Consider the following 22,609-nt stretch of genomic DNA (forward strand, 5'->3'; position numbering starts at 1 on the left):
TCTGGACACTTCGAATCCACAGCGTACGGGAGTGACGTTGGACTCCTCAAGGTGAGGTCGGCGGCATTCTGCTGATACAGAGGACGTATGAGCGATCTGCACCACGCCGAGTCATCGAACCCGGGCCCACACGACCCGCTGTCTGCCTTCCATCTCGGCGACCTCGCCGTCGAGGACAAGGGCGTGCGTGCCGCTCAGTTGCTGTGCTCGCAGTTCGCCGACCATCGCGGTCTGATCGAGTTGCCTGCTCTCGCCGTTCTCTTCGATCACTGTGGCGGCATCCCGTTCCATCGCGTCCACGACGACCCGGCGGCCGCCACGCTGCAGGCGCGGTTGTCGTTGTCGACGCACGGTCGCGCGCAGATCGGAGACATGCTCGCTGCGCGTGCCGAGGTCGTGATGCACGATGACGGCTGGGGTTCGACGAGCGTCGAGATCCGCTCCGGTGCAGGGCAATTGTGTTGTGTCGGCGCCGCGCGCAACGTCCGCGTCGGGCGCGCCCCGACGGGCCAGACGCCGTCCGCCGAGATCGGGATGGCGACGCCCCGCTGCAACGACGACCACGGTGTGACGCTTCCGGCGGCGATCCCGGCGGACCTGAGCGGGTGGGCGGTGGTCGAGGAGATCGCCACCAAGCAGCGAGACCCCGGGCCGCTCGCCGAGATGCTCAACGGCACGGTCGAGGTGCTCGACGGGGCCACCGAGCGCGACGCCGGCATCCGGTTCCGCAGCACCACCGACCCCTGGATGGGCAACATGTTCGGCACCATGCACGGCGGCGTCATCGCGACGATCGTCGGCCAGGCGGGTTCCTTCGCCGGACATCTGCACGCCGGGGCAGGGCAGGAGTACTCGATCGGCGATATGGCGATCGGCTTCTATCGGTCGCCCGCGGTCGACGGTGGCGAGGTCACCGTCGAAGTGACGCCGATCAAGACCGGGCGTCGGATCTCCTCCTTCGAGGCGACCATGACCTCGTACGACGACGTCCTGCTGAGCCGCGCGACGCTGGACATCCACTACCACTGACGCTCCGTCACGCCCGCCCGTAAACCGCCCCCGGAAGCCGCCCCCGAAGTGCGCCCTCTGTAGCGGACTCGGCGACACACATCGTCGTCGGACTCGCTCCTGAGGGCGGTTCCCGGGGGCGGTTCTGTGTGCCCCGCCGAAGAAACAATCAAGCACGCTTGATTCTTCTACGGTCCTGTGTGAGGCTTGGCGCATGACCGATCGAGCAGCGGCCGTTTACGGTGTCGTCGCAGACCTCGAAGCCGAGTCGGACCAGCTCGATGCGCTGGTTGCCGACCTCGACGACGCGGGGTGGGCCACGCCGACACCGGCCCCGGGGTGGACGATCGCCCACCAGATAGCGCACCTCGCGTGGACCGACGAGGTCGCCGCCATCGCGGCGACCGATCCCGACCGCTTCACCGAGCTGGTGACCGAGGCCTTGCAGGACAGCCCCGAGACCTACGTCGACGACGCCGCCGACGCCGGGGCCGGCGCTCCGGTCGAGGAGATCCTCGCCGGCTGGCGTCTCGCGCGCGCCAAGCTGGCGGACGCGCTCCGGGAAGTGCCCCAGGGCGTGAAGATCCCGTGGTTCGGTCCGCCGATGTCGGCGGCCTCCATGGCGACCGCGCGGCTGATGGAGACCTGGGCGCACGGCCTCGACGTCGCCGACGCCCTCGGGGTGACGGTGCTGCCCAGCGACCGCATCCGCCACGTCGCGCACATCGGTGTGCGCACCCGCGATTTCGCGTACATCGTCAACGGCAAGGTCCCGCCGGCCGAACCGTTCCACTACGCGTTGACCTCACCGTCTGGCGAGCTGTGGACCTGGGGTCCCGAGAACGCGTCGAACGTCGTGCGCGGCCCGGCCCTCGACTTCTGCCAGCTCGTGACCCAGCGGCGTGCCGTTGCCGATCTCGATCTGAAGTTCGTCGGCGACGACGCGCTCGAATGGTCCGGCATCGCACAGTGTTTCGCCGGTCCTCCGGGAGCCGGCCGCGAGCCGCGCGGGGCCTGAACCGCCCCCTCAGAACTTCCTTCTCGTTCACACCACCTCACACAGTCACGCCACCAAAGGAGCCTCGGGTGCCCATCACCAGCCCCAACGTCTGGGATACGCCGGAACGTCTCGAACTGCGTTCGATGGTCCGCAAGTTCGTCGAGAAGCACGTCCTGCCCTTCCAGGACGACTGGGAGCGCGACGGCGAGATCCCGCGTTCGCTCCACCTCGAGGCCGCGAAGCTCGGCCTGTTCGGTCTCGGAATTCCCGAGGAGGTCGGCGGTTCCGGCGGCGACATCATCGACACGACGATCCTCGCCGAGGAACTGCACTACGCCGGTGCGGCCGGCGGCATCTTCTCCGGCCTGTTCACCCACGGCATCGCCCTGCCGCACCTCATCGCCGCCGGCGATCCGGAGCAGATCGACCGCTGGGTTCGCCCGACCCTCGCCGGTGAGAAGATCGGCTCGCTCGCGATCACCGAACCCGGAGGCGGCAGCGACGTCGGCCACCTGACCACCAAGGCCGAGCGCGACGGCGACGTCTTCGTCGTCAACGGCTCGAAGACCTACATCACCTCGGCCGTTCGCGCCGACTTCGTCGTCGCGGCCGTCCGCACCGGCGGACCCGGCGCCGGTGGGGTCTCGCTCCTCGTCATCGACAAGGACACCCCCGGATTCACGGTCACCCGCAAGCTCGACAAGATGGGCTGGCGTTGCTCGGACACCGCGGAGCTGTCCTTCGTCGACGCACGCGTCCCGGTGAAGAACCTCGTCGGACCGGAGAACTCCGGATTCGCCCAGATCGCCATGGCTTTCGTGACCGAGCGCTCGGGCCTCGCGGTTCAGGCCTACGCCAGCGCCCAGCGGTGCCTCGACCTCACCGTGCAGTGGGCCCGTGATCGCGAGACCTTCGGCAAGCCGATCATCGCGCGGCAGTCGGTGCAGGACACCCTCACCGAGATGGCGCGTCGTATCGACATCGCCCGCGTCTACACGCGCGCCGTGGTGGAGCGGAAGGTGAGCTCACACGACGATCTCATCGCCGAGGTGTGCTTCGCCAAGAACACCTCGGTCGAAGCGGGAGAATGGGTGGCCAACAAGGCCGTTCAGCTGCATGGTGGACTCGGTTACATGACCGGCACCGAGGTCGAGCGCCAGTACCGCGACATGCGCATCATCGGCATCGGCGGCGGCACCACCGAGATTCTCAACGGTCTGGCCGCCAAGCGACTCGGCTTTCACGCCTGAGCCGACGCACCATCCGAACCCGAACCGACACAGAGGAAAAGACGCGATGACCACCTTGGAGAACCCCTTCGTCGAAACCCCGGAGCGCGCCGCGCTGCGTTCCGCGGTCGCCGGTCTGGCCGCGAAGTACGGCCAGCAGTACTTCCGGGATTGCGCCCGCGACGGACGCAAAACCGACGAACTGTGGCAGGAGGCGGGCAAACTAGGCTTCATCGGCGTCAACCTCCCCGAGGAGTACGGCGGCGGCGGGGCCGGCATGTACGAGCTCGCGATCGTCATGGAGGAGATCGCCGCCTCCGGCACCGGTCTGCTGATGCTGGTGGTCTCGCCGGCCATCTGCGGCAACGTGATCGCACGTTTCGGCACCGACGAGCAGAAGCAGCGGTGGCTGCCAGGCCTCGCGGACGGCTCGATCACGATGGCGTTCGGCATCACCGAACCCGACGCCGGGTCGAACTCGCACAACATCACCACCACGGCCCGCCGTGACGGTTCGGACTGGCTGCTGTCCGGTCAGAAGGTCTACATCTCCGGCGTCGACCAGGCGCAGGCGGTCCTGATCGTCGCGCGTACCGAGGACGCCAGGACCGGCAAGCTCAAGCCGGCGCTGTTCATCGTGCCGACCGACGCGGAGAATTTCTCCTACACCATGATCGACATGGAACTGCAGAACCCGGAGAAGCAGTTCCAGCTGTTCCTCGACGACGTCCGGTTGCCGTCCGACGCGCTCGTCGGCGACGAGGACGCGGCACTCAGTCAGCTGTTCGCCGGGTTGAACCCGGAACGGATCATGGCCGCGGCGTCGGCGGTCGGCATGGGACGGTTCGCGCTCGACAAGGCCGTGTCGTATGTCAAGGAGCGCACGGTGTGGAAGACGCCGATCGGCGCACACCAGGCCATCGCACATCCGTTGGCGCAGGGCAAGATCGAGCTCGAGATGGCCAAGCTCATGATGCAGAAGGCCGCGACGATGTACGACGCCGGCGACGACTGGGGTGCCGCCGAGCCGGCGAACATGGCGAAGTACGCCGCCGCCGAGGCCGCGGTGAAGCTCGTCGACCAGGCCGTGCACTCGATGGGCGGCAACGGGCTGACGACCGAGTACGGCATCGCGCCGATGCTGAGCCTCGTCCGCATCGCCCGCGTCGCACCGGTCAGCCGGGAGATGATCCTCAACTTCGTCGCGCAGGCCAGCCTCGGCCTCCCGAAGTCGTACTGAGGCACTACCGATGGTGTCCACGCGTGTGTCGTCGAATCGTCGTGAACCGCAGCAGGAACGCTCACGCCTGACGCGTGAGCGCCTGCTGCGGGCGACGATCGACGCACTCGCGGCGGATGGTTGGGCGGCGGCCACCGTCGCCGCGGTCGCCGAACGCGCCGGCGTTTCGCGAGGCGCTGCGCAGCACCACTTCCCGACGCGGGAGTCGCTCATCACCGCTGCACTCGAGCAGGTCTTCGACGACCTGACGACGGCGGCGGACAGCAGGTTCGGGACGTCGGCCGCGCCGGGCGAGCCGATCACCCCTGCACGAGTGCTGGCAGCCGTTCAACGCGTGGTCGACGTCTACACCGGAACGGAATTCAAGGCGGCCCTGCAGGTGTGGGCGGCCGCGGCCTCCGATCCCGCTCTGCGCACCTTGATCCTGCCGCTGGAGGCGAAGTTCGCCCGCGCAGCCCATCAGCGCACGATGGCGGCGATGGGGGTCTCGCCGGCCGACGAGAAGGGGCATCGTCTCGTGCAGGCGACGCTCGACTTCGCGCGGGGGCTCGGCCTGGCCGACACCCTGACCGACGACTCGGCGCGACGAGCTCAGGTCGTCGACACCTGGTGCGAGCAGCTCGCGGTGTCGCTCGGGGTCGACGGGGCGGCCTGACTCCAAGCGTCGGGACGTCGTCTCACCGGGCCTTCGTGGCTCGTCGCTTGCGCTCCTCGCACCTCAGGCGGCGAGGGGATCAGGCCGGGACCGCGTCCCGCGACCTACCTCGGGTCCCGACCCAGTAGACGCCGAAGGACATGAGTGACATGCCGACGAACACGACCACCAGCGAGATGGTCATCGAGACATAACCCTGCTCGCGCGGATCGAGGAACGGGTACGGGTACCAGTCGACGATGGGTCCGCGGATGAGTGAGTAGACGCCGTACACCAGCGGGATGGCCAGCCAGGTCAGCCAACTGCGTTCGGGAAGTCGCCTGGCGCGCACCAGGGCCCAGTCCACCAGCATCACCAGCGGGATGATGCGGTGGAGCACATCGTTCACCCAGCTGTAGGTGACGTCCACATCGACCCCGCTGAGCAGCAGCGCGTAGACGATGCCGGTGATCACCATGCAGGTGGTCACGGCTCCGCGGAACCACTCCCACACCGGCCCGGTGGGGGCGAGTAATCCGCCGACGAGCAGCACGACCGCGGCCGCGATGTTGCTGAGCACCGTGAAGTAGCCGAAGAAGTTCCACAGGGTGAAGTCGGGGTCGTCGAGGCGGACCATCACCTGATAGATGAGGGCCCAGGTGCCAAGCGCCGCGAACGCGATACGGAGTACACGGATCCACCAGGTCGCAGTCACACGGTGATTCAAGCACCCCCGCTCGGGTAGGCGTGTGCGACCGCACCGGGGCGGCACGAACATGCTGCTGTGACGCCGGGCGTACCCGTCCGGCGATGAGATGATTCCGGGCATGGCGCCGCGCTTCGCACTGACCGCTCTGCTCACGACGCGTGACCCCGGAGCGGCCCGCTTGCGCAAGGCCGCGCGCGGTGCGTCGGCGATGGCCATCGGTGCCCTGGTGGTCCTCGCGATCCGATCCGTGGTCAGCGTCCCGGTCGCGGCCGAACTGTCCGCCGGGTTCCTGTCGCTGTGGGCGACGGTCGGTGCGGTCAAGGACACGACCGCGCGGGCCCGGATCGTCACGACCGTCGCGCTGCTCGTCCCCGGCTTCGCGGCGGCACTCCTCGCGTGCCTGCTGCATCCGTGGCCGGTCGCGCGGGCGGTCGCCTTCGTCGCGATCGCCGGTCTCGCCGCCTGGACGACGCGCTACGGGCCCCGGGGGAGTGCGCTCGGGTTCTTCGGGTTCTTCGCGTTCTTCTTCGCCGTCGTGATGGAGGCCGAACTGCACACGTTGCCGGTGCTGTGCGGACTCGTCGTCATCGCCGTGGCGAGCGCACTCTTCGTGCGACTGGTGCTGGTCCCGGACCGGCCGGGTGGGGAACTGGTGCGCCTCCTGCGGAGCGTGGAGGTCTGCGCCGACGATCTGCTCCGGGTCGCGAGCGAACCGGAGGCGGGGCCGCAGCGGGTGGCGGCGTCGGTGACCCGGTTGTCGGCCGCGACGAGTGCGGTTGCCGGATGGCAGGAGAACTACGATGCGGCGCACTACTCGGATGTGGATGACACGACCCTGTCACGACGGGTCTCCATGCTTCATCTGTCCTGTGAGCAGGCAGCCTTCCGGGTGGTCGAGCACCGAGCGGATCCCGCCGTCGCCCAGTCGGTGTCGCAGGTCTGTGGTGCGCCGAGGTCGTCGGGCGACGCCGCCCCGGCGCTCGTCGGAACGGGTCAGATCATCGAGACGTTGCGCATCGTCGTGGGGGCGACAGCCGATCTGCGCGCGATCGCCGTCGGGCGCCAAAAGCCGACCACGCCGGCGACACCCACGGAGGCGACATCCACCGGCAAGACGTCGACGCCGGCAAAGACGACACCGAGGCCCGACACCACCCGATTCGCGCTCCAGGTCGTGGTCGCCTGCTCGGTGGCCCTCGCCGTCGGCGAGCTCATCTCGGCGAGCCGCTGGTACTGGGCGGTGCTCAGCGCCTTCATGGTCTTCAACGGGATGGCCACGCGCGGAGCCATTCTCACCAAGGCCGTCAAACGGGTGCAGGGCACGGTGGTCGGGCTGGTGATCGGTGTCGCCGCCGTGCTGATCATCGGCGAACACCCCGCGGTGCAGTACGTGATCGTGGTCTGCGCGGTCTTTTTCGCCTTCTACCTCGGCGCGATCTCCTACACCTGGACGATCCTGTTCATCACGATCGTCCTCACCAACAGCTACGACCTGCTCGGTGTCCTGGACCGCCACGTCCTCGAGTGGCGCATCGAGGAGACCCTGTGCGGTGCCCTCGTCGGCGCGGCCGCGGCCTTTCTCATTCTGAGTACGCCGACCTCACCCGTCCTCGACACCAAGCTGCGGGCGTATTTCGACGCCCTGGTCAACATGGCCTCGGTTGCCCTTCGCAGAGGCGAGAACAGGCCGGGGGAGCCCGACTCCGACGCGGCCCTGGCCGCCGTCCGAGTGCTCGACGGGGCCGAAGCCGCGATGCTCGACGCCGCGACCTCGGCAGTGTTCTCGCTCAGCCGATTCCATCGATCGACGTTGCGCCGTCTGCGGCCGCATCTCCACGAGACGACACGTGAGGCAAGAGGACTCGCGTGGTCGGCGACCGGCCTGACGCGGTCGGAGGACACCGGGAACGGCGACCGGGTCGATCCGGGGATCGAGCAGGACCTCGTCGAGGAGCTCCGGGGAGCCGCCGACGCGACGGTGTCGGCGATCGAACACGGCGGTGTGCCGTCGAGGATCGCGAAGTCGACCAGGGACGTGGAGGTCGAGTACACCTTTCAGGCAACCGAGCCCGCCGACGACTCGCCGGCCCGGCAGGCCCGACGACTCATCGCATCGGTGCAGCGCATGCGCGCGGCGATCGCCGGGCCCGTCCGAACTCCTCGTGCAGACGAACAGCTCGCCGGCGAATGACCTGCCGGCGAGCTGTTCGAGTGTTCCGGTTGTCGGCTCATTCGCCGTGGATGATGACCCCGCGCAGGTTCTTTCCGTCACGGAGGTCCTGGTAACCCTCGTTGACCTGGTCGAGGGTGTAGGTCGTGGTGACCAGCTCGTCGAGCTTGAGCTGACCCTGATCGTAGAGACGCAACAGTTTGACGATGTCGTACTGCGGGTTGGCCGAGCCGAACAGGCTGCCCTTGATCGTCTTCTGGTTCAGCGTCAGGTCGGTGCCCGACACGTGCACGGTGAGCTTGGCCGGATCGGCCAGCCCGGTGATGACCACGGTGCCGCCCTTGCCGACGACGGCCGTCGCGTTGGACACGACCTCCTCGTCGACCGTGCCCACCAGGATGAGGGCCTGATCGGCCCCCTGCCCCCACGTCAGCTCGTTGACCTTGGCAGCGGCCTCCTGCGGATCGGAGTAGGCATGCGTCGCCCCGAATTTCAGTGCGGCGTCACGCTTCATGTCGACCGGGTCGACGACGACGATGAACTTGGCGCCTGCCGACACCGCGCCCTGGACGGCGTTGATGCCGAGACCGCCGATGCCGTAGATCACCACGGTGTCACCGGCCCGCACACCACCGGCGTACACCGAGGTGCCCCAACCGGACGGCACACCGCAGCCGACGAGCACAGCCTTGTCCAACGGCAGCCAGTCGTCGACCTTCACCACCGAGTGCTGGGAGATGGTGGCCCGTTCGGAGAAGGTGCCCAGCATGCACATCGCACCGAAATCGTCCTTGCCCGAATGGAATCGGAAGGTGCCGTCGGGCATCGAGCCCTCGAGGATGGTCGCGCCCATGTCGCACAGGTTCTGTCGTCCCGTCGAGCAGTAACGACAGGTGCCGCAGTTGGGGATGAAGCTGCACACGACGTGGTCGCCCGGCTTCACCTTGGTCACGCCGGGGCCGACGGCCTCGATGATCCCGGAACCCTCGTGTCCACCCACGATCGGGTAGCGGGGCGGCAGATCGCCGTCGGTGAGGTGGAGGTCGGAATGACACAGTCCGGCGGCGGTGTACTTGATCAGGACCTCACCCTCGCGGGGCTCGTCTAGATCGAGTTCCACGATCTCGAAAGGCTTTCCGGGGGCGGTGAGAACGGCGGCCTTGGTGGTGAGTGTCATGACGTGCTCCTTTGCACTTGGGGGAAACTCTGGAGAAAAGCGGGACGGCCGGTCACAGCGCGATGTTCACGGCCTTCGTCTGGGTGTAGAGGTCGATGGCCGAGGACCCGAGTTCGCGGCCCCAGCCCGACTGCTTGTAGCCGCCGAAGGGCATCGCGGTGTCGAAGCCGTTGTACTGGTTGACCCAGACCGAACCGGCCTTGATCTGACGGGCCGTCCGATGGGCCTTCGACAGGTCGGTGGTCCAGATCCCGGCGGCGAGACCGTAGATGGAGTCGTTCGCGGCGGCCGCGACCCCGGTGTCGGCGTCGAACGGCAGCGCGGCGACCACCGGCCCGAAGATCTCCTCCCGCACGATGGAGAAGTCCGGTTCGACGTCGACGAACACCGTCGGCTCGATGAAGAATCCCTCGTCGCCCCAACGCTTTCCGCCGGTCAGCGCACGAGCTCCGTCCGCGATACCGGCCGCGAGATAGCCGGACACGCGGTCGAACTGTTCCTGACTCACCAGCGGACCGAGTTCGGTGGCGGGATCGAGACCCGGGCCGATCTTCGCCTGGGACGCCGCCTCGGCGACCGCCGCGGTGAAGTCGTCGAAGATCGGCCGCTCGACGAAGAGCCGGGTGCCGGCGACGCAGCACTGGCCGTGATTGAACATCCATGCGGCCACCGAACCGGCGACCGCCTTCTCGAAATCGGCATCGGCGAAGACGATGTTGGGGCTCTTGCCGCCCAATTCGAGCGAGACCTTCTTGAGGTTGCCCTTGGCCGCCTCGACGATCTTCTTGCCGACCTCGGTGGAACCGGTGAAGGCGATCTTGTCGACGTCGTCGTGCGCTGCGAGCGCGGCACCCGCCTCGCCGAATCCGGTGACGATGTTGACCACACCCGGCGGGAACCCGGCCTCGTCGAAGATCTCGCCGAGCAGGAGCGCGGTGAGCGGCGTCTGCTCGGCGGGCTTGAGGATGACGGTGTTGCCCGCGGCCAGCGCCGGTGCCAGCTTGAAGGCGGCCATCAGCAACGGGAAGTTCCACGGGACGATCAGTCCGCACACCCCGACCGGCTCGCGGAGCGTGTAGGCGTGGAACTCGCCTCCCGGCACGAACGGCATCGACACGTCGACCGTCGAACCGGTGATCTTGGTGGCCAGGCCCGCGTTGTAGCGGAAGATGTCGGCGGCCCAGGCGGTGTCGACGGCGGCGGCGATGGTCGCGGCCTTGCCGTTGTCGAGTGCTTCGAGCTGACCGAACTCGGCCGCCCGTTCGGTGAGGAGATCGCCGACGCGCCACAGCAGCCGTTCGCGTTCGTTCGGCTTCATCCGCGTCCACGGGCCGGAGTCGAAGGCCTCGCGGGCGGCGCGGACCGCGCGGTCGATGTCGGTGGCGTCGCCGTGGGCGACCGAGGTGAGCGGACGGGCGGTGGCGGGGTCGATGGTCTCGAAGGTGCGGCCCGACGCCGACCACACCCAGTCACCGCCGATCAGCATCGGGCGGTCGGAGCCGATGAATTCACGGACCTTCGGGAGCAGCTCGGTGGCGACTGCGGTCATGGGTACCTCCTGGTGAAGCGCTCGACGCGGGGAGAGGCGAGCGGGCAGAGATGAGACGGTCAGGGGTGATCTGGGTCATAGCTGTGACCTGACTCATTTCTGCCACCTATCGGGGTGGTCGCCGTGTCCAGAAACTGAACAGTCCGCTTTGTCGTGAACGAATGACGTGAACAGGAGGTCGCGAAAGGCGCGTTGCGCGGCGTCGCTAGCGTGTCCGGGGGCAGCGATGGCTGCCTGTTCACGCAGAGAGGGAATCGATGGCAGCGCGCATGGCCGATCGTTTCAGCGGTGCGCTGCAGTCGTGGGGGCCGTCGGGGGCGTCCGTGCCGACGCGCGAGTCGGTGCGTGCCGGGGTCGGCTCGGCCCTGGGTCTCGGGCTCGTCGGACTCGTGCTCGCCACGTCCGGCGTCGACCTGAACGCGGGCCTGTTCCTGATCGCGCCGTTCGGGGCGTCGGCGGTCCTGCTGTTTGCCGCACCCAACAGTCCGCTCGCCCAGCCGTGGTCGGCGGTCGTCGGCAACACCGTGTCGGCGTTCGCCGCCGTGGCGGTGACACTGCTGGTCTCGCCGAGTCAGCTGCGCGTCCCGCTCGCGGTCGGTGCGGCGGTCGTGGCCATGGTGATCTGCCGGGCGGTGCATCCGCCGGGTGGTGCGGTCGCGATGACCGCCGGGCTCAGTCCGGACCTGGTCCACGCTCTCGGATTCCGGTTCGCCCTGGCTCCCGTCGCGGTCGGGACGATCGCGCTGGTCGCGCTCGCGGCGGTGTACGCACGCCTGACCGGACGCCGGTATCCGTACCGCCGGTTCGACGACGAGTCGTCGGCCACCGCACGGATCGGGCTGGACGAGGACGAGTTGACCGACATCCTCAACCGCTACAGCCAGTCCCTCAACCTCGGGGTCGCCGACCTCGCGCGGCTCATCGGGGCCGCCGAACTCCAGGTCGCCGGCCATCGCGCCGACCCTCTCGTCACCGGTGACGTCATGTCCCGGGACCTCGTGACGGTGGGACCGGACTCGACCCTCAGCGAACTGGCGCAGATGTTCGACACCCACCGGTTCACCTCGCTGCCCGTGGTGACGCGCGGAGGCCGGTTCCTGGGTGTCGTCTTCCAGATCCATCTCGTCTCCCGGCTACGCGGAGGTGCGACACGACGTGGGTCGGACCGCAGGTTCGGCCGACTGCTGCGCCGTGACGGCAGCGTGCTGACCGCTGCCGACGTGATGGACACGACCTTGCCGATCGCGTCCCCCGACGCTCCGGTGACCGCGGTGCTCCCGATGCTCGCCGGCAGTGGCTGTGGCGCCGTGCCCGTGCTCGACGGGGATCTTCTGGTCGGCATCATCACGCAAACGGATCTCATCGCCGCTCTCGCGCGGCACACGCTGGCCGATCCGCTCGTCGACTGACGTCCGGCGCGGCAACATCGCGGTGTCTCCTAGATCCCGAGGGCTCGCATCCGCGCGTACAGCGTGGTGCGGCTGATCCCGAGGTCCCGCGCGGCGTGGACCTTGTTGCCGCCGGCACGGTCGAGTGCGTCGACGATCGCCGCGCGCTCGGCCTGCTCCCGTCCGGAGAGATGCGCCGCCCGGCTCGTCGTCCGATAGCCAGACGGCAGGTCGGTCGCCTCGATCACGCGTGCCATCCGATCCCGGCACGCTGCCGCAGCCTCCCGCAGGACCGCGATCAGCTCGGCGAAGTTGCCCGGCCAGTCCTGGCTGAGCAGGGCATCGGTCGCCGGGCCGGAGAGAGTGAGTTCCGGATCGATCTGACCGAGGACGCCGCTCGCGATGGCCGCCAGCTCGGAGCTGCGGTGACGTAGAGGCGCGGGATCGACGCGCCGCGCACACCGCCCGAGCAGGGCGGCGACCGCGGGAGACGCCTGCGCACGAGGACCGCTGACGAGGAGCAACGGAGAGGCCGCCGGCGTCGACGCCGTGGCGTGCGTGAGCAGCGCGATCGACCGGTCGTCGAGCAGATCCACGCCGTCGATCACGAGCGGGACGCCGGACGATCGAGCTCGGGTGAGGTCGGCGGCGACGTCCACCCGCCGGCCGTTGATCAGCGCGTCCGCGACGTCGACGACCACGGCCGCGGCCTCGGTGTCGAGCGCGTCGGTCCCCAGCGCTTCGGCGGCCAGTTCGAGGGCCAGCGTCGTGCGCCCGGTGCCCGGCTCACCGGATACGGCGACGGTCGTCGACGACGGCCGGACCGGGGTCGAGCGGGTCGGTGTCGGTGTGAGGAAGGGGCGGAAGCGGAACAGCGCGGCTCCGCGGGTACCGGCCACCGGTTCGACGGCGATCTCGACCTCGGCGCCCGAGACGAGTGTCAACGGCAGCGTCGTCGAACGCAGCGCCGGGTCGGTGGCGATCGCCCGCAGCGCGCCGATGTCGGTGGGGGAGAGCAGTTCGGCGGCCAGGGCATTGGTGAGCTGCAGGTCGTCGCCGATCGCGGCCACCGCGACGTCCCGGCGAGGGGCGGCGCGCTGGAAGGCGTCGAGCACGCGGCGCTGGTGCGCACGGGACCGGTCGAGCAACCGGTCGGCGATGTCGGCCACGATGCCGTTGACGACCGGGACCGCGAGCGGGTTGATGCGATCGGCGATCTCGGACATGCAGATGATCCCGGCCAGGCGCCGCGTCGCGGGATGGATGATCGGCTGCCCGAAGCAGCTGATCGTCCGGAACTGTTCGAGGTAGTGCTCGGTGCTGTTCACGATCACCCCGCCGCGCGTCTCCGCGGGTGTGCCGAGCGCGGTGGTCCCGACCATGTCCTCCCCGAACGGGACGCCGGGCGCCGCGCCGATCGCGTCGAGCCGACGTTCGACGGTCGTTCCGAACGCCACCCGCGTCACCATGCGGCACTCGTGATCGACGAGCAGCAGGGACACGTCGGTGTCGGCGAGACGAGCCGCCGCGTCGTCGAGGACGGGGCGCGCTGCGTCGAGCAGGGGGTCGGCGGAACCGATGTCGTGCGTACGTGCGGGAGTGTTGTCCTCCGGCCGCACTCCCGACATCGCCGACCGACGCCACGAGTGCTCGATGACGGGACGCTGCGGCGTTCGATCGGGACGGGAAGGGAGAGTGTCGATGAGACCAACGTGACACACATCACCGACGAAGGAAAGCCCGGACGCCGCCTCGGATCGGCGTCGGTGTGTCGTACTACCGTGGGCCCATGCGCGTCGCGACCTGGAACGTGAACTCGGTGAAACAGCGGATTCCGCGCCTCCTCCCATGGCTCGACGAACGTCGCCCCGACGTCGTCTGCCTGCAGGAGACCAAGCTCTCCGACGACGCCTTCCACGAGGTCCTCGGCGCAGATCTCGCCGACCGCGGCTACGAGATCGCGCACGCGGGGCAGGGCCAGTGGAACGGTGTCGCGCTGCTCTCGCGGGTCGGGCTCGACGACGTGCGCGTCGGCTTCGCCGGCATGCCGGGCTATCCGACGCCGGAGACGCTCGAGGCCCGCGCGATTTCTGCGGTGTGCGGCGGCCTGCGCATCCACTCCCTCTACGTGCCGAACGGCCGCAGCCCCGACTCGGATCACTACACGTACAAACTCGAATGGCTCGCCGCTCTCGCGAAGGCGGTCGCCGACCCGTCGACGACGCTCCTCTGCGGCGACATGAACATCGCGCCCGCCGACGCGGATCTGTTCGATCCCGACGCCTTCGCCGGGCACACGCACGTCACCCCTCCGGAACGTGCCGCGCTCGCCGAATTCGCGGCGTTGGGTCTGCGCGACGTCGTCCGCGACCGCTGGCCGAACGACCGCGTCTTCAGTTACTGGGACTACCGTGCCGGAATGTTCCACAAGGACCTGGGCATGCGGATCGATCTGATCCTGGCGGGGGAATCTGCGGCCGGTCGGGTCGAGGCGGCCTGGATCGACCGGATGGCGCGCAAGGGCAGCAAGCCCAGCGACCATGCGCCGGTCATCGTCGACCTCGACGAGGCGCCCGACGGGAACATCGGGCCGGTGGTCCCGCCGCCGTCGAACCCGGCGAAACCCGGTGGTGCGAAGGTCAAGCTGCCCCAGACTCCGGAGTGATCGCGCGCTTAGTTCGCGATTGTCCTGCGCCGCAGCGCGATTGAGCTGGCACTGAAACGGGATTGGCCTGTTGAGACGATTGCGGGAGTGTGTCCCTTCTTCGTTATGATCACCGCGGCCCGAGCACGGGCCGAAAGATCCTCGTGAGAAAGAGAATCCATACATGAAGCACCTCAGGGCAGGGATCATGGCGCTGGCCATGATGGGTGCAGTACTCATCGCCGTCCCCGTTGCGACGGCACACGCGGCACCGGCGACGGTGGCGCTCCCCGCAGCGTCCGCGGCGATAGCCGGGGACCACAAGAGCGTGATCGTCGACGTGCGCGGGGGCAGCCTCGCGGTCAGTCCGGCAGGGGCGCTGCAGATCCTCGATTCCCGCGGTCGCACCGTCTCGTCGATACCGCTCTCGGGGCAGATGGACGGGTTCACCGTTCCGCTGCGCGCCGCGGTCAGCGCGGACCGGTCGCGGGTCACCCTGACCCCGGCCGTCAGCCCGGACCACCGTGCGCTCCTCGACGGCGTGGCCAAGAAGGATGTCGCCAAGCGGATCACCAAGGCTCAGCGATACGACATCATGTGGAAGGAACTGAACAAGGGCTGGCGGGGGAACACGCCCTTGTACACGCTGATCGGTGGCCTCATCGGGTTCATCGTCTTCGGCTGGATCGGTGCCGGCGTGGGTGCGTTCATCGGCGCGTACATCGGGTACGGCGAGTCGAACAAAAAGGCATGGCCGTCGGTCGTCGCCTGGTTCAACACTCCGTAGGCGCACGGCTTTCCACGACCCGCCACCTGCCCGGATCCCCGGACAGGGGGCGGCGTCGTACCCGGGTCATATCGTGGGCGCATGCGCGCCGACCCCATCGATCGACCGGCCGACCTCGACGCTGTCCGTGAGTCCTACGACCGTGTGGCCGACGACTACGTCCGACTGGTGGTGGACACCGGAATCGGCGACCCTCGCTGCCGTCCGTGGCTGAAGGCCGCACTCGATGCGTTCATCGATTCGGTGGCGGGCATCGGTCCCGTGCTCGACGTCGGCTGCGGACCCGGGACAGTGACCGCCTATCTCGCCGACCGCGGACTCGACGTGACCGGCGTGGACCTCTCGCCGCGCATGATCGAGAACGCGCGTCGCCTGCACCCGTCCTGCCGTTTCGAGGTCGGCTCGGCGACCCAGCTGGATCTCGCCGATTCATCGCTGGGTGGTGTCCTGGGGTGGTGGTCGTTGTTCAACCTCCCGCGGCACGTTCTCCCGCAGGTGCTGGCCTCATTTGCCCGCGCATTGATGCCGGGCGGCTGCTTCATCTCCGGTACCCACTCGGGCGACGAGGACGTGCGACGCACCGAGGCCTACGGCGGTCCTGTCGAGTGGACGACCCATCAGTGGTCGCCGGAGAAGTACGTCGGATTGATCGAGCAGGCCGGTCTGCGCCCCGTCGCCGAGCTCCGGCTGCCCGCCGACGAGCACGTCGGCCCCGGCCTGGTCGTCATGGCCGTGCGGGACTGAGACACTGATGCGCCGACGACTCCTCATCCACGTGGCTCGCGGTTACGGCCGGTTCCTCGGTGTCGTGCTGTCGCTCGCTCATCGAGTCGGAGGTGTACGTCTGCCGGCGGGACCGGCGTCGACCGCCGGAGTCCTCGTCGCCGCGCACGTCGCGATCGCCACGGTCTGGTTCGGGCCTCTGGGTCTCGTGATCGCCGGGATGGCCGGTGCCGCCGCAGGGATCGTCGCCCGCCTCAGTTTTCGGCACCGCCCCCTGTGCGATGAGGAGCGGCGGACCGCCGAGCTCGTCTTCGGGCCCGCCGGATGGCTCGACGACGTCATCCTCACCGATCTCGCCGGACGAAGGGGACGCGCGTTCACCGTGCCCGGGGTCGATGGGCGCATCCTCTGCAATCTCGGCGCGATGTTCGACGCGCCCCTCGGGGCCGGTCCCGCGGCCTATCCAGTGCCCGGCCAACTGCTGGTCCACGAACTCGTGCACGCCCGGCAGATCGTGGGCGCCCGGTCCGTCGCGTCGTTCCTGGCCGATGCGCTCGCGGTTCAGGCGCGGCACGAACTCGGCGAGAACGTCTACGGCATCCGGGGGACGGGTGATGCTCACCACGCGTGGGCCGACCACAACCTCGAACGCCAGGCGACGATCGTCGACCGGTGGTTCGGCGGCCAGAGTTCGCCGATTGGGCGGCCGATGGATCCGGACAGTCCGTTCGCGGCATCGATCGCGAAGGTCCGGGCCCAGGTCGGAGCGCCGGCGGGTACCGGTCGGGCGGCGGTTCGCCGAAGGCTCGACGCGTCGGGTTCGGGGGTGTAAGAGTGGACAAGGTAATGCCATGTCTCAGCGTCGCCGGACCCCAGCGCACACGACCTGTTCACCTGCAGGTCGCGCGGAGGATCCGTTTTTTGACCTGTGCAAACCCGATCGGTAGAGTGGATCGTCGGTGCCCGGCCCATGCTGGGCCAGTCCGCATGCCCGGCCAACGGCTCTCGAGCCGGCCCTGAGATCGACCGACTCGGGGCACCGGCGGTCCGTGGGCTGACAAGCGAATCCGCTGTCGAGTGTATGACACGCCCGACCTCGGGGTAGCGAAAATGTACTGACCAGTGTGAATGCACTGGTGGGGCGAGTTGTGGAAGCACGCCGGAGGCGGCGTAGAGCCGAGATCCGCGGGCTTGCCCGGAGCACCAACCACAACTGACAACAAAGAGGAATGAACACCTAGTGCCAACAATCAACCAGCTGGTCCGCAAGGGCCGTCATGACAAGGCTGCAAAGACCAAGACCGCGGCCCTCAAGGGAAGCCCGCAGCGTCGTGGCGTGTGCACCCGCGTCTACACCACCACCCCCAAGAAGCCGAACTCGGCTCTTCGTAAGGTCGCCCGTGTGCGTCTGACCAGCTCTGTCGAGGTCACCGCGTACATCCCCGGTGAAGGCCACAACCTGCAGGAGCACTCGATGGTGCTCGTCCGCGGCGGTCGTGTGAAGGACCTCCCGGGTGTGCGCTACAAGATCATCCGCGGCTCGCTCGACACCCAGGGTGTCAAGGACCGCAAGCAGGCCCGTAGCCGCTACGGCGCGAAGAAGGGGAACTGATAAGTCATGCCACGTAAAGGACCCGCACCCAAGCGCCCCCTGATCAACGACCCGGTCTACGGTTCGCCGCTGGTCACCCAGCTGGTCAACAAGATCCTGCTGGACGGCAAGAAGTCGACCGCCGAGCGCATCGTCTACGGCGCCCTCGAGCAGGCCCGCGAGAAGACCGGCACCGACCCGGTCGTCACCCTCAAGCGCGCGCTCGACAACGTCAAGCCCACCCTCGAGGTGAAGAGCCGCCGCGTCGGTGGCGCCACCTACCAGGTGCCGATCGAGGTCAAGCCGAACCGCGCGAACACCCTCGCGCTCCGCTGGCTCGTGACCTTCAGCCGTCAGCGTCGCGAGAAAACGATGGTGGAGCGTCTGGCCAACGAGCTGCTGGACGCCTCCAACGGCCTCGGTGCTTCGGTGAAGCGCCGCGAGGACACCCACAAGATGGCCGAGGCCAACCGGGCGTTCGCGCACTACCGCTGGTGATCACTGCCGGCCGCGGCGGCCTTCGGGTCGCCGCGGCCGGACCCACCTCAGACCCAACAGCTCTCTAGCGAAATTGCGAGGCGATTAAGTGGCACAGGAAGTGCTCAGCGACCTGAACAAGGTTCGCAACATCGGCATCATGGCCCACATCGATGCCGGCAAGACCACCACGACCGAGCGAATCCTCTTCTACACCGGTGTGAACTACAAGATCGGTGAAACCCACGACGGTGCCTCGACCACCGACTGGATGGAGCAGGAGAAGGAGCGTGGTATCACCATCACCTCCGCGGCCGTGACCTGTTTCTGGAACAAGAACCAGATCAACATCATCGACACCCCCGGACACGTCGACTTCACCGTCGAGGTGGAGCGCAGCCTCCGCGTCCTCGACGGCGCAGTTGCGGTCTTCGACGGCAAGGAAGGCGTCGAGCCGCAGTCCGAGCAGGTGTGGCGTCAGGCCGAGAAGTACGAAGTTCCCCGTATCTGCTTCGTCAACAAGATGGACAAGCTGGGTGCGGACTTCTACTTCACCGTCCAGACCATCAAGGACCGCCTCGGCGCCAAGCCGCTGGTCCTGCAGCTCCCGATCGGTGCCGAGGACAACTTCGACGGCGTCGTCGACCTGATCGAGCAGAAGGCCATCACCTGGCGCGGCGTCGTGCCGACCGGTGCCGAGCCGACCATCGAGGAGATCCCGGCCGACCTGATCGACAAGGCTGCGGAGTACCGCGAGCAGCTCCTCGAGACCGTCGCCGAGTCCGACGAAGCCCTCATGGAGAAGTACTTCGGCGGCGAAGAGCTCACCGTCGAGGAGATCAAGGCTGCGATCCGCAAGCTGACCGTCTCCCGCGAGCTCTACCCGGTGCTGTGCGGCTCCGCGTTCAAGAACAAGGGCGTCCAGCCGATGCTGGACGCGGTCATCGACTACCTGCCGTCCCCGCTGGACGTGCCATCGGTCGAGGGCCACGCCGTGGGCGACGAGGAGGAGATCCTCTCGCGCAAGCCGTCCGCCGACGAGCCGTTCTCGGCTCTCGCGTTCAAGATCGCCGCTCACCCCTTCTTCGGCAAGCTCACCTTCGTGCGCGTGTACTCCGGCAAGATCAACGCCGGCACCCAGGTGCTCAACGCCACCAAGGGCAAGAAGGAGCGCATCGGCAAGCTCTTCCAGATGCATGCCAACAAGGAAAACCCGGTCGAGGACGCCACCGCGGGTCACATCTACGCGATGATCGGCCTCAAGGACACCACCACCGGCGACACCCTGTGTGACGCGAGCGCTCCCATCGTGCTCGAGTCGATGAGCTTCCCGGACCCGGTCATCAACGTCTCGATCGAGCCGAAGACCAAGTCCGACCAGGAGAAGCTCGGCACCGCGATCCAGAAGCTCGCCGAAGAGGACCCGACCTTCTCGGTCAAGCTCGACGAGGAGACCGGCCAGACCGTCATCGGCGGCATGGGCGAGCTCCACCTCGACATCCTGGTCGACCGCATGAAGCGCGAGTTCAAGGTCGAGGCCAACGTCGGCAAGCCGCAGGTGGCGTACCGCGAGACCATCCGCAAGACGGTCGAGAAGCACGAGTACACCCACAAGAAGCAGACCGGTGGTTCGGGTCAGTTCGCGAAGGTCATCATCAAGCTCGAGCCCCTCGTGGACGCCGAGGACGGTGCGACCTACGAATTCGACAACGCCGTCACCGGTGGTCGAGTCCCGCGCGAGTACATCCCGTCGGTGGATGCCGGCGCCCAGGACGCCATGCAGTACGGTGTCCTCGCCGGCTACCCGCTGGTCAATCTGAAGGTCACCCTGCTCGACGGTCAGTACCACGACGTCGACTCCTCGGAAATGGCCTTCAAGATCGCCGGCTCGCAAGCCCTCAAGGAAGCTGCGAAGATGGCCGGCCCGGTCATCCTGGAGCCGATCATGGCCGTCGAGGTCACGACTCCCGAGGATTACATGGGTGACGTCATCGGCGATCTGAACTCCCGCCGTGGCCAGATCCAGGCCATGGAGGAGCGCAGTGGTGCTCGTGTCGTGAAGGCACAGGTTCCGCTGTCGGAGATGTTCGGCTACATCGGAGACCTCCGGTCGAAGACCCAGGGCCGGGCAAACTACTCCATGGTGTTCGACTCGTACGCGGAAGTTCCCGCGAACGTGTCGAAGGAGATCATCGCGAAGGCAACCGGCGAGTAATCGCCTCGAGCTCGAGCAATCCGCGCTGGCCGACAAAGCGGGCGCACATCGTAAATCAGTAAATCTCCTGCTGGGATCCGCCCAGCAGCAACAGTCCAGGAGGACACAAAGTGGCGAAGGCGAAGTTCGAGCGGACCAAGCCGCACGTGAACATCGGCACCATCGGTCACGTCGACCACGGCAAGACCACCCTGACCGCGGCGATCACCAAGGTGCTGCACGACAAGTACCCGGAGCTGAACAAGAGCTTTGCGTTCGATCAGATCGACAAGGCTCCTGAGGAGAAGGCGCGCGGTATCACGATCAACATCTCGCATGTTGAGTACGAGACCGAGAAGCGTCACTACGCTCACGTCGACGCCCCGGGTCACGCCGACTACATCAAGAACATGATCACCGGTGCGGCTCAGATGGACGGCGCGATCCTCGTGGTTGCCGCCACCGACGGCCCGATGCCGCAGACCCGCGAGCACGTGCTGCTGGCCCGCCAGGTCGGTGTGCCCTACATCCTCGTCGCCCTGAACAAGGCCGACATGGTCGACGACGACGAGATCATCGAGCTCGTCGAGATGGAGGTCCGCGAACTGCTGGCCGCCCAGGACTTCGACGAGGAAGCTCCGGTCGTCAAGGTCTCGGCTCTCAAGGCTCTCGAGGGTGACCCCGAGTGGGCCAAGTCGGTCGAGGAGCTCATGGCTGCCGTCGACGAGTCGATCCCGGATCCGGTTCGCGAGACCGAGAAGCCGTTCCTCATGCCCGTCGAGGACGTCTTCACCATCACCGGCCGCGGCACCGTGGTCACCGGTCGTGTGGAGCGCGGCGAGGTCAACGTGAACGAGGAAGTCGAGATCGTCGGCATCCGCGAGAAGAGCACCAAGACCACCGTCACCGGTATCGAGATGTTCCACAAGCTCCTCGATTCCGCACAGGCAGGCGACAACGCCGGTCTGCTGCTCCGCGGCCTCAAGCGTGAGGACGTCGAGCGCGGTCAGGTCATCGTGAAGCCGGGCACCACGACCCCGCACACCGAGTTCGAGGGCCAGGCATACATCCTGTCCAAGGACGAGGGCGGCCGTCACACCCCGTTCTTCAACAACTACCGTCCGCAGTTCTACTTCCGTACCACGGACGTGACCGGCGTCGTCACCCTCCCCGAGGGCACCGAGATGGTCATGCCGGGCGACAACACCGAGATGAGCGTCAAGCTCATCCAGCCGGTCGCCATGGACGAGGGCCTGCGTTTCGCCATCCGCGAGGGTGGCCGCACCGTCGGTGCGGGTCGAGTCACCAAGATCACCAAGTGATCTTGTCCTGACGCACTGACTCTCTGAGTCAAGAGGCGCCCGGTCGCGAAAGCGGCCGGGCGCCTTTGTCTGTTCGGCACCGCCGAACCTCGATCCGACGATGCGACCTCGATCGACGTCGCATCGTCGAACAGAGGTCTGCGGGTGGTGGCATCGTCGTGGGGGGTCCGATCCTCCTCGTCTGTTATTTCGTGTTCGACCAGCCCGACACCGAGTGGATGCTGTGGACCGGTATCGGGGTGACAGTGCTCGACGTCCTGATCGGCATCGGCGTCGCATCGATGTCTTACCGCGGGGAGTCCGCTCCGAGAGGCTTCGGGCCACCGGCGTACGAGGGTTCGCCGAGGTGACGTCGATGGGCCAGACCGGGGTCGAGATCAACAATCAGCCCCTCATGTCGCTGGGGTTGCGGATCTCGGGGTCGGGGTTGGTCCCCTTCGGGGTGAACACCCGCACGGTGGTCCCGATCTTCCGGCAGCCGGCGCTGTACCGCCGCCGGCTGGCGGTGCTCGTGGACCCTGCCAGTCAGGAGTTCGAAATTGACTGGGAGGCAACGGAATCAATGAGCGATCCGATGCCATCGACAGGTCTGTCGGAGGGTGGGACGCGCACCTTCGCCGACCGGCTCTCGTCACTCGACGACCTGTATCGCGTGGGTGCTCTCACCGAGGACGAATACCGACGCCCGTGAACGGATCGTCGACGAACTCTGAACCCGAGAAAGCCCGAGTGTGACGGGGCGCGCAAGGCCGCCTTTCGTAGGCTCG

Annotated in this window: 21 protein-coding genes; 17 read left to right on the plus strand and 4 right to left on the minus strand. The window is 67.6% G+C overall.

Features of this window, described 5'->3' with window-relative positions; genetic code table 11:
• The first annotated feature begins 87 nt into the window (after positions 1-87).
• From C5O27_RS08765 to C5O27_RS08785, 5 genes are all read left to right on the plus strand, one after another.
• Positions 88-1,029, plus strand: a complete 942-nt coding sequence (locus C5O27_RS08765) for a PaaI family thioesterase (RefSeq protein WP_127962500.1) — start codon at positions 88-90, stop codon at positions 1,027-1,029.
• Between the two features lie 193 nt (positions 1,030-1,222).
• Entirely contained in the window at positions 1,223-2,026 is an 804-nt protein-coding gene (locus C5O27_RS08770) for a TIGR03084 family metal-binding protein (protein ID WP_127962501.1), read from the plus strand.
• 68 nt (positions 2,027-2,094) lie between these two features.
• Complete coding sequence (locus C5O27_RS08775) at positions 2,095-3,258, plus strand: acyl-CoA dehydrogenase family protein (RefSeq protein WP_127962502.1); 1,164 nt, start codon at positions 2,095-2,097, stop codon at positions 3,256-3,258.
• A gap of 46 nt (positions 3,259-3,304) precedes the next feature.
• Positions 3,305-4,477, plus strand: a complete 1,173-nt coding sequence (locus C5O27_RS08780) for an acyl-CoA dehydrogenase family protein (protein WP_127962503.1) — start codon at positions 3,305-3,307, stop codon at positions 4,475-4,477.
• A 10-nt stretch (positions 4,478-4,487) separates the two neighbouring features.
• Positions 4,488-5,132, plus strand: a complete 645-nt coding sequence (locus C5O27_RS08785; protein WP_127962504.1) for a TetR/AcrR family transcriptional regulator — start codon at positions 4,488-4,490, stop codon at positions 5,130-5,132.
• Positions 5,133-5,211: 79 nt separating this feature from the next.
• Here C5O27_RS08785 and C5O27_RS08790 read toward each other — a convergent pair whose 3' ends face one another.
• Entirely contained in the window at positions 5,212-5,826 is a 615-nt protein-coding gene (locus C5O27_RS08790; protein WP_127962505.1) for a Pr6Pr family membrane protein, read from the minus strand.
• Between the two features lie 112 nt (positions 5,827-5,938).
• Here C5O27_RS08790 and C5O27_RS08795 point away from each other — a divergent pair, with 112 nt between their 5' ends.
• Positions 5,939-8,011 (plus strand): FUSC family protein, encoded by a 2,073-nt coding sequence (locus C5O27_RS08795; protein ID WP_127962506.1) that lies wholly within the window; start codon positions 5,939-5,941, stop codon positions 8,009-8,011.
• A gap of 37 nt (positions 8,012-8,048) precedes the next feature.
• On the opposite strand, the gene C5O27_RS08800 is transcribed toward C5O27_RS08795, so the two are convergent.
• Together C5O27_RS08800 and C5O27_RS08805 are read right to left on the minus strand one after the other, a co-directional pair.
• Entirely contained in the window at positions 8,049-9,167 is a 1,119-nt protein-coding gene (locus C5O27_RS08800) for an NDMA-dependent alcohol dehydrogenase (RefSeq protein ID WP_006360294.1), read from the minus strand.
• Positions 9,168-9,219: 52 nt separating this feature from the next.
• Positions 9,220-10,716 carry an aldehyde dehydrogenase family protein gene (locus tag C5O27_RS08805; RefSeq protein ID WP_127962507.1) on the minus strand — a complete coding sequence of 499 codons (1,497 nt, stop codon included), beginning with the start codon at positions 10,714-10,716 and terminating at the stop codon, positions 9,220-9,222.
• A 257-nt stretch (positions 10,717-10,973) separates the two neighbouring features.
• Here C5O27_RS08805 and C5O27_RS08810 point away from each other — a divergent pair, with 257 nt between their 5' ends.
• The gene (locus tag C5O27_RS08810; RefSeq protein ID WP_127962508.1) at positions 10,974-12,125 is read left to right on the plus strand and encodes an HPP family protein; all 1,152 of its coding nucleotides are present in this window, start codon (positions 10,974-10,976) and stop codon (positions 12,123-12,125) included.
• 29 nt (positions 12,126-12,154) lie between these two features.
• Here the strand turns inward: C5O27_RS08810 and C5O27_RS08815 are convergent, their stop codons facing one another.
• Positions 12,155-13,825: a sigma-54-dependent Fis family transcriptional regulator gene (locus C5O27_RS08815; protein ID WP_035753501.1), complete on the minus strand. Its 1,671-nt coding sequence runs from the start codon at positions 13,823-13,825 to the stop codon at positions 12,155-12,157.
• 68 nt (positions 13,826-13,893) lie between these two features.
• On the opposite strand from C5O27_RS08815, the gene C5O27_RS08820 reads away from it, so the two are divergent.
• The 10 genes from C5O27_RS08820 to C5O27_RS22960 all read left to right on the plus strand — a co-directional run bounded on the left by C5O27_RS08820 (position 13,894) and on the right by C5O27_RS22960 (position 22,533).
• Positions 13,894-14,769 carry an exodeoxyribonuclease III gene (locus tag C5O27_RS08820; protein WP_127962509.1) on the plus strand — a complete coding sequence of 292 codons (876 nt, stop codon included), beginning with the start codon at positions 13,894-13,896 and terminating at the stop codon, positions 14,767-14,769.
• A 163-nt stretch (positions 14,770-14,932) separates the two neighbouring features.
• Positions 14,933-15,535 (plus strand): DUF8020 domain-containing protein, encoded by a 603-nt coding sequence (locus tag C5O27_RS08825; protein ID WP_127962510.1) that lies wholly within the window; start codon positions 14,933-14,935, stop codon positions 15,533-15,535.
• An 81-nt stretch (positions 15,536-15,616) separates the two neighbouring features.
• Positions 15,617-16,279 carry a class I SAM-dependent methyltransferase gene (locus tag C5O27_RS08830; RefSeq protein ID WP_127962511.1) on the plus strand — a complete coding sequence of 221 codons (663 nt, stop codon included), beginning with the start codon at positions 15,617-15,619 and terminating at the stop codon, positions 16,277-16,279.
• Positions 16,280-16,286: 7 nt separating this feature from the next.
• Complete coding sequence (locus tag C5O27_RS08835; RefSeq protein WP_127962512.1) at positions 16,287-17,090, plus strand: hypothetical protein; 804 nt, start codon at positions 16,287-16,289, stop codon at positions 17,088-17,090.
• Positions 17,091-17,498: 408 nt separating this feature from the next.
• Positions 17,499-17,870, plus strand: coding sequence for a 30S ribosomal protein S12 (gene rpsL, locus C5O27_RS08840; protein ID WP_004020596.1), 372 nt, complete (start codon positions 17,499-17,501; stop codon positions 17,868-17,870).
• A 6-nt stretch (positions 17,871-17,876) separates the two neighbouring features.
• Complete coding sequence (gene rpsG / locus C5O27_RS08845) at positions 17,877-18,347, plus strand: 30S ribosomal protein S7 (RefSeq protein ID WP_005199940.1); 471 nt, start codon at positions 17,877-17,879, stop codon at positions 18,345-18,347.
• A gap of 88 nt (positions 18,348-18,435) precedes the next feature.
• Positions 18,436-20,541, plus strand: a complete 2,106-nt coding sequence (gene fusA, locus C5O27_RS08850; protein WP_127962513.1) for an elongation factor G — start codon at positions 18,436-18,438, stop codon at positions 20,539-20,541.
• A gap of 110 nt (positions 20,542-20,651) precedes the next feature.
• Positions 20,652-21,842 (plus strand): elongation factor Tu, encoded by a 1,191-nt coding sequence (gene tuf / locus C5O27_RS08855; RefSeq protein ID WP_005199938.1) that lies wholly within the window; start codon positions 20,652-20,654, stop codon positions 21,840-21,842.
• 158 nt (positions 21,843-22,000) lie between these two features.
• On the plus strand, positions 22,001-22,192 hold the full coding sequence (locus C5O27_RS22955) for a hypothetical protein (protein WP_244216616.1): 192 nt from the start codon (positions 22,001-22,003) through the stop codon (positions 22,190-22,192).
• A gap of 5 nt (positions 22,193-22,197) precedes the next feature.
• Positions 22,198-22,533 carry a hypothetical protein gene (locus C5O27_RS22960; RefSeq protein ID WP_241548683.1) on the plus strand — a complete coding sequence of 112 codons (336 nt, stop codon included), beginning with the start codon at positions 22,198-22,200 and terminating at the stop codon, positions 22,531-22,533.
• Positions 22,534-22,609: the final 76 nt, after the last annotated feature.

Origin of the sequence: Gordonia alkanivorans (assembly GCF_004011905.1) — a bacterium.
In the GTDB taxonomy this organism is placed as follows: domain Bacteria; phylum Actinomycetota; class Actinomycetes; order Mycobacteriales; family Mycobacteriaceae; genus Gordonia; species Gordonia alkanivorans.

Excerpts from the sequence above, each read along its gene's own strand:
- C5O27_RS08765 (WP_127962500.1), top strand. The coding sequence starts at position 88 with ATGAGCGATCTGCACCACGCCGAGTCATCGAACCCGGGCCCACACGAC.
- C5O27_RS08770 (WP_127962501.1), top strand. The coding sequence starts at position 1,223 with ATGACCGATCGAGCAGCGGCCGTTTACGGTGTCGTCGCAGACCTCGAA.
- C5O27_RS08780 (WP_127962503.1), top strand. The coding sequence starts at position 3,305 with ATGACCACCTTGGAGAACCCCTTCGTCGAAACCCCGGAGCGCGCCGCG.
- C5O27_RS08785 (WP_127962504.1), top strand. The coding sequence starts at position 4,488 with ATGGTGTCCACGCGTGTGTCGTCGAATCGTCGTGAACCGCAGCAGGAA.
- C5O27_RS08795 (WP_127962506.1), top strand. The coding sequence starts at position 5,939 with ATGGCGCCGCGCTTCGCACTGACCGCTCTGCTCACGACGCGTGACCCC.
- C5O27_RS08800 (WP_006360294.1), bottom strand. The coding sequence starts at position 9,167 with ATGACACTCACCACCAAGGCCGCCGTTCTCACCGCCCCCGGAAAGCCT.
- C5O27_RS08805 (WP_127962507.1), bottom strand. The coding sequence starts at position 10,716 with ATGACCGCAGTCGCCACCGAGCTGCTCCCGAAGGTCCGTGAATTCATC.
- C5O27_RS08810 (WP_127962508.1), top strand. The coding sequence starts at position 10,974 with ATGGCAGCGCGCATGGCCGATCGTTTCAGCGGTGCGCTGCAGTCGTGG.
- C5O27_RS08820 (WP_127962509.1), top strand. The coding sequence starts at position 13,894 with ATGCGCGTCGCGACCTGGAACGTGAACTCGGTGAAACAGCGGATTCCG.
- C5O27_RS08825 (WP_127962510.1), top strand. The coding sequence starts at position 14,933 with ATGAAGCACCTCAGGGCAGGGATCATGGCGCTGGCCATGATGGGTGCA.
- C5O27_RS08830 (WP_127962511.1), top strand. The coding sequence starts at position 15,617 with ATGCGCGCCGACCCCATCGATCGACCGGCCGACCTCGACGCTGTCCGT.
- C5O27_RS08835 (WP_127962512.1), top strand. The coding sequence starts at position 16,287 with ATGCGCCGACGACTCCTCATCCACGTGGCTCGCGGTTACGGCCGGTTC.
- rpsG (WP_005199940.1), top strand. The coding sequence starts at position 17,877 with ATGCCACGTAAAGGACCCGCACCCAAGCGCCCCCTGATCAACGACCCG.
- C5O27_RS22960 (WP_241548683.1), top strand. The coding sequence starts at position 22,198 with ATGGGCCAGACCGGGGTCGAGATCAACAATCAGCCCCTCATGTCGCTG.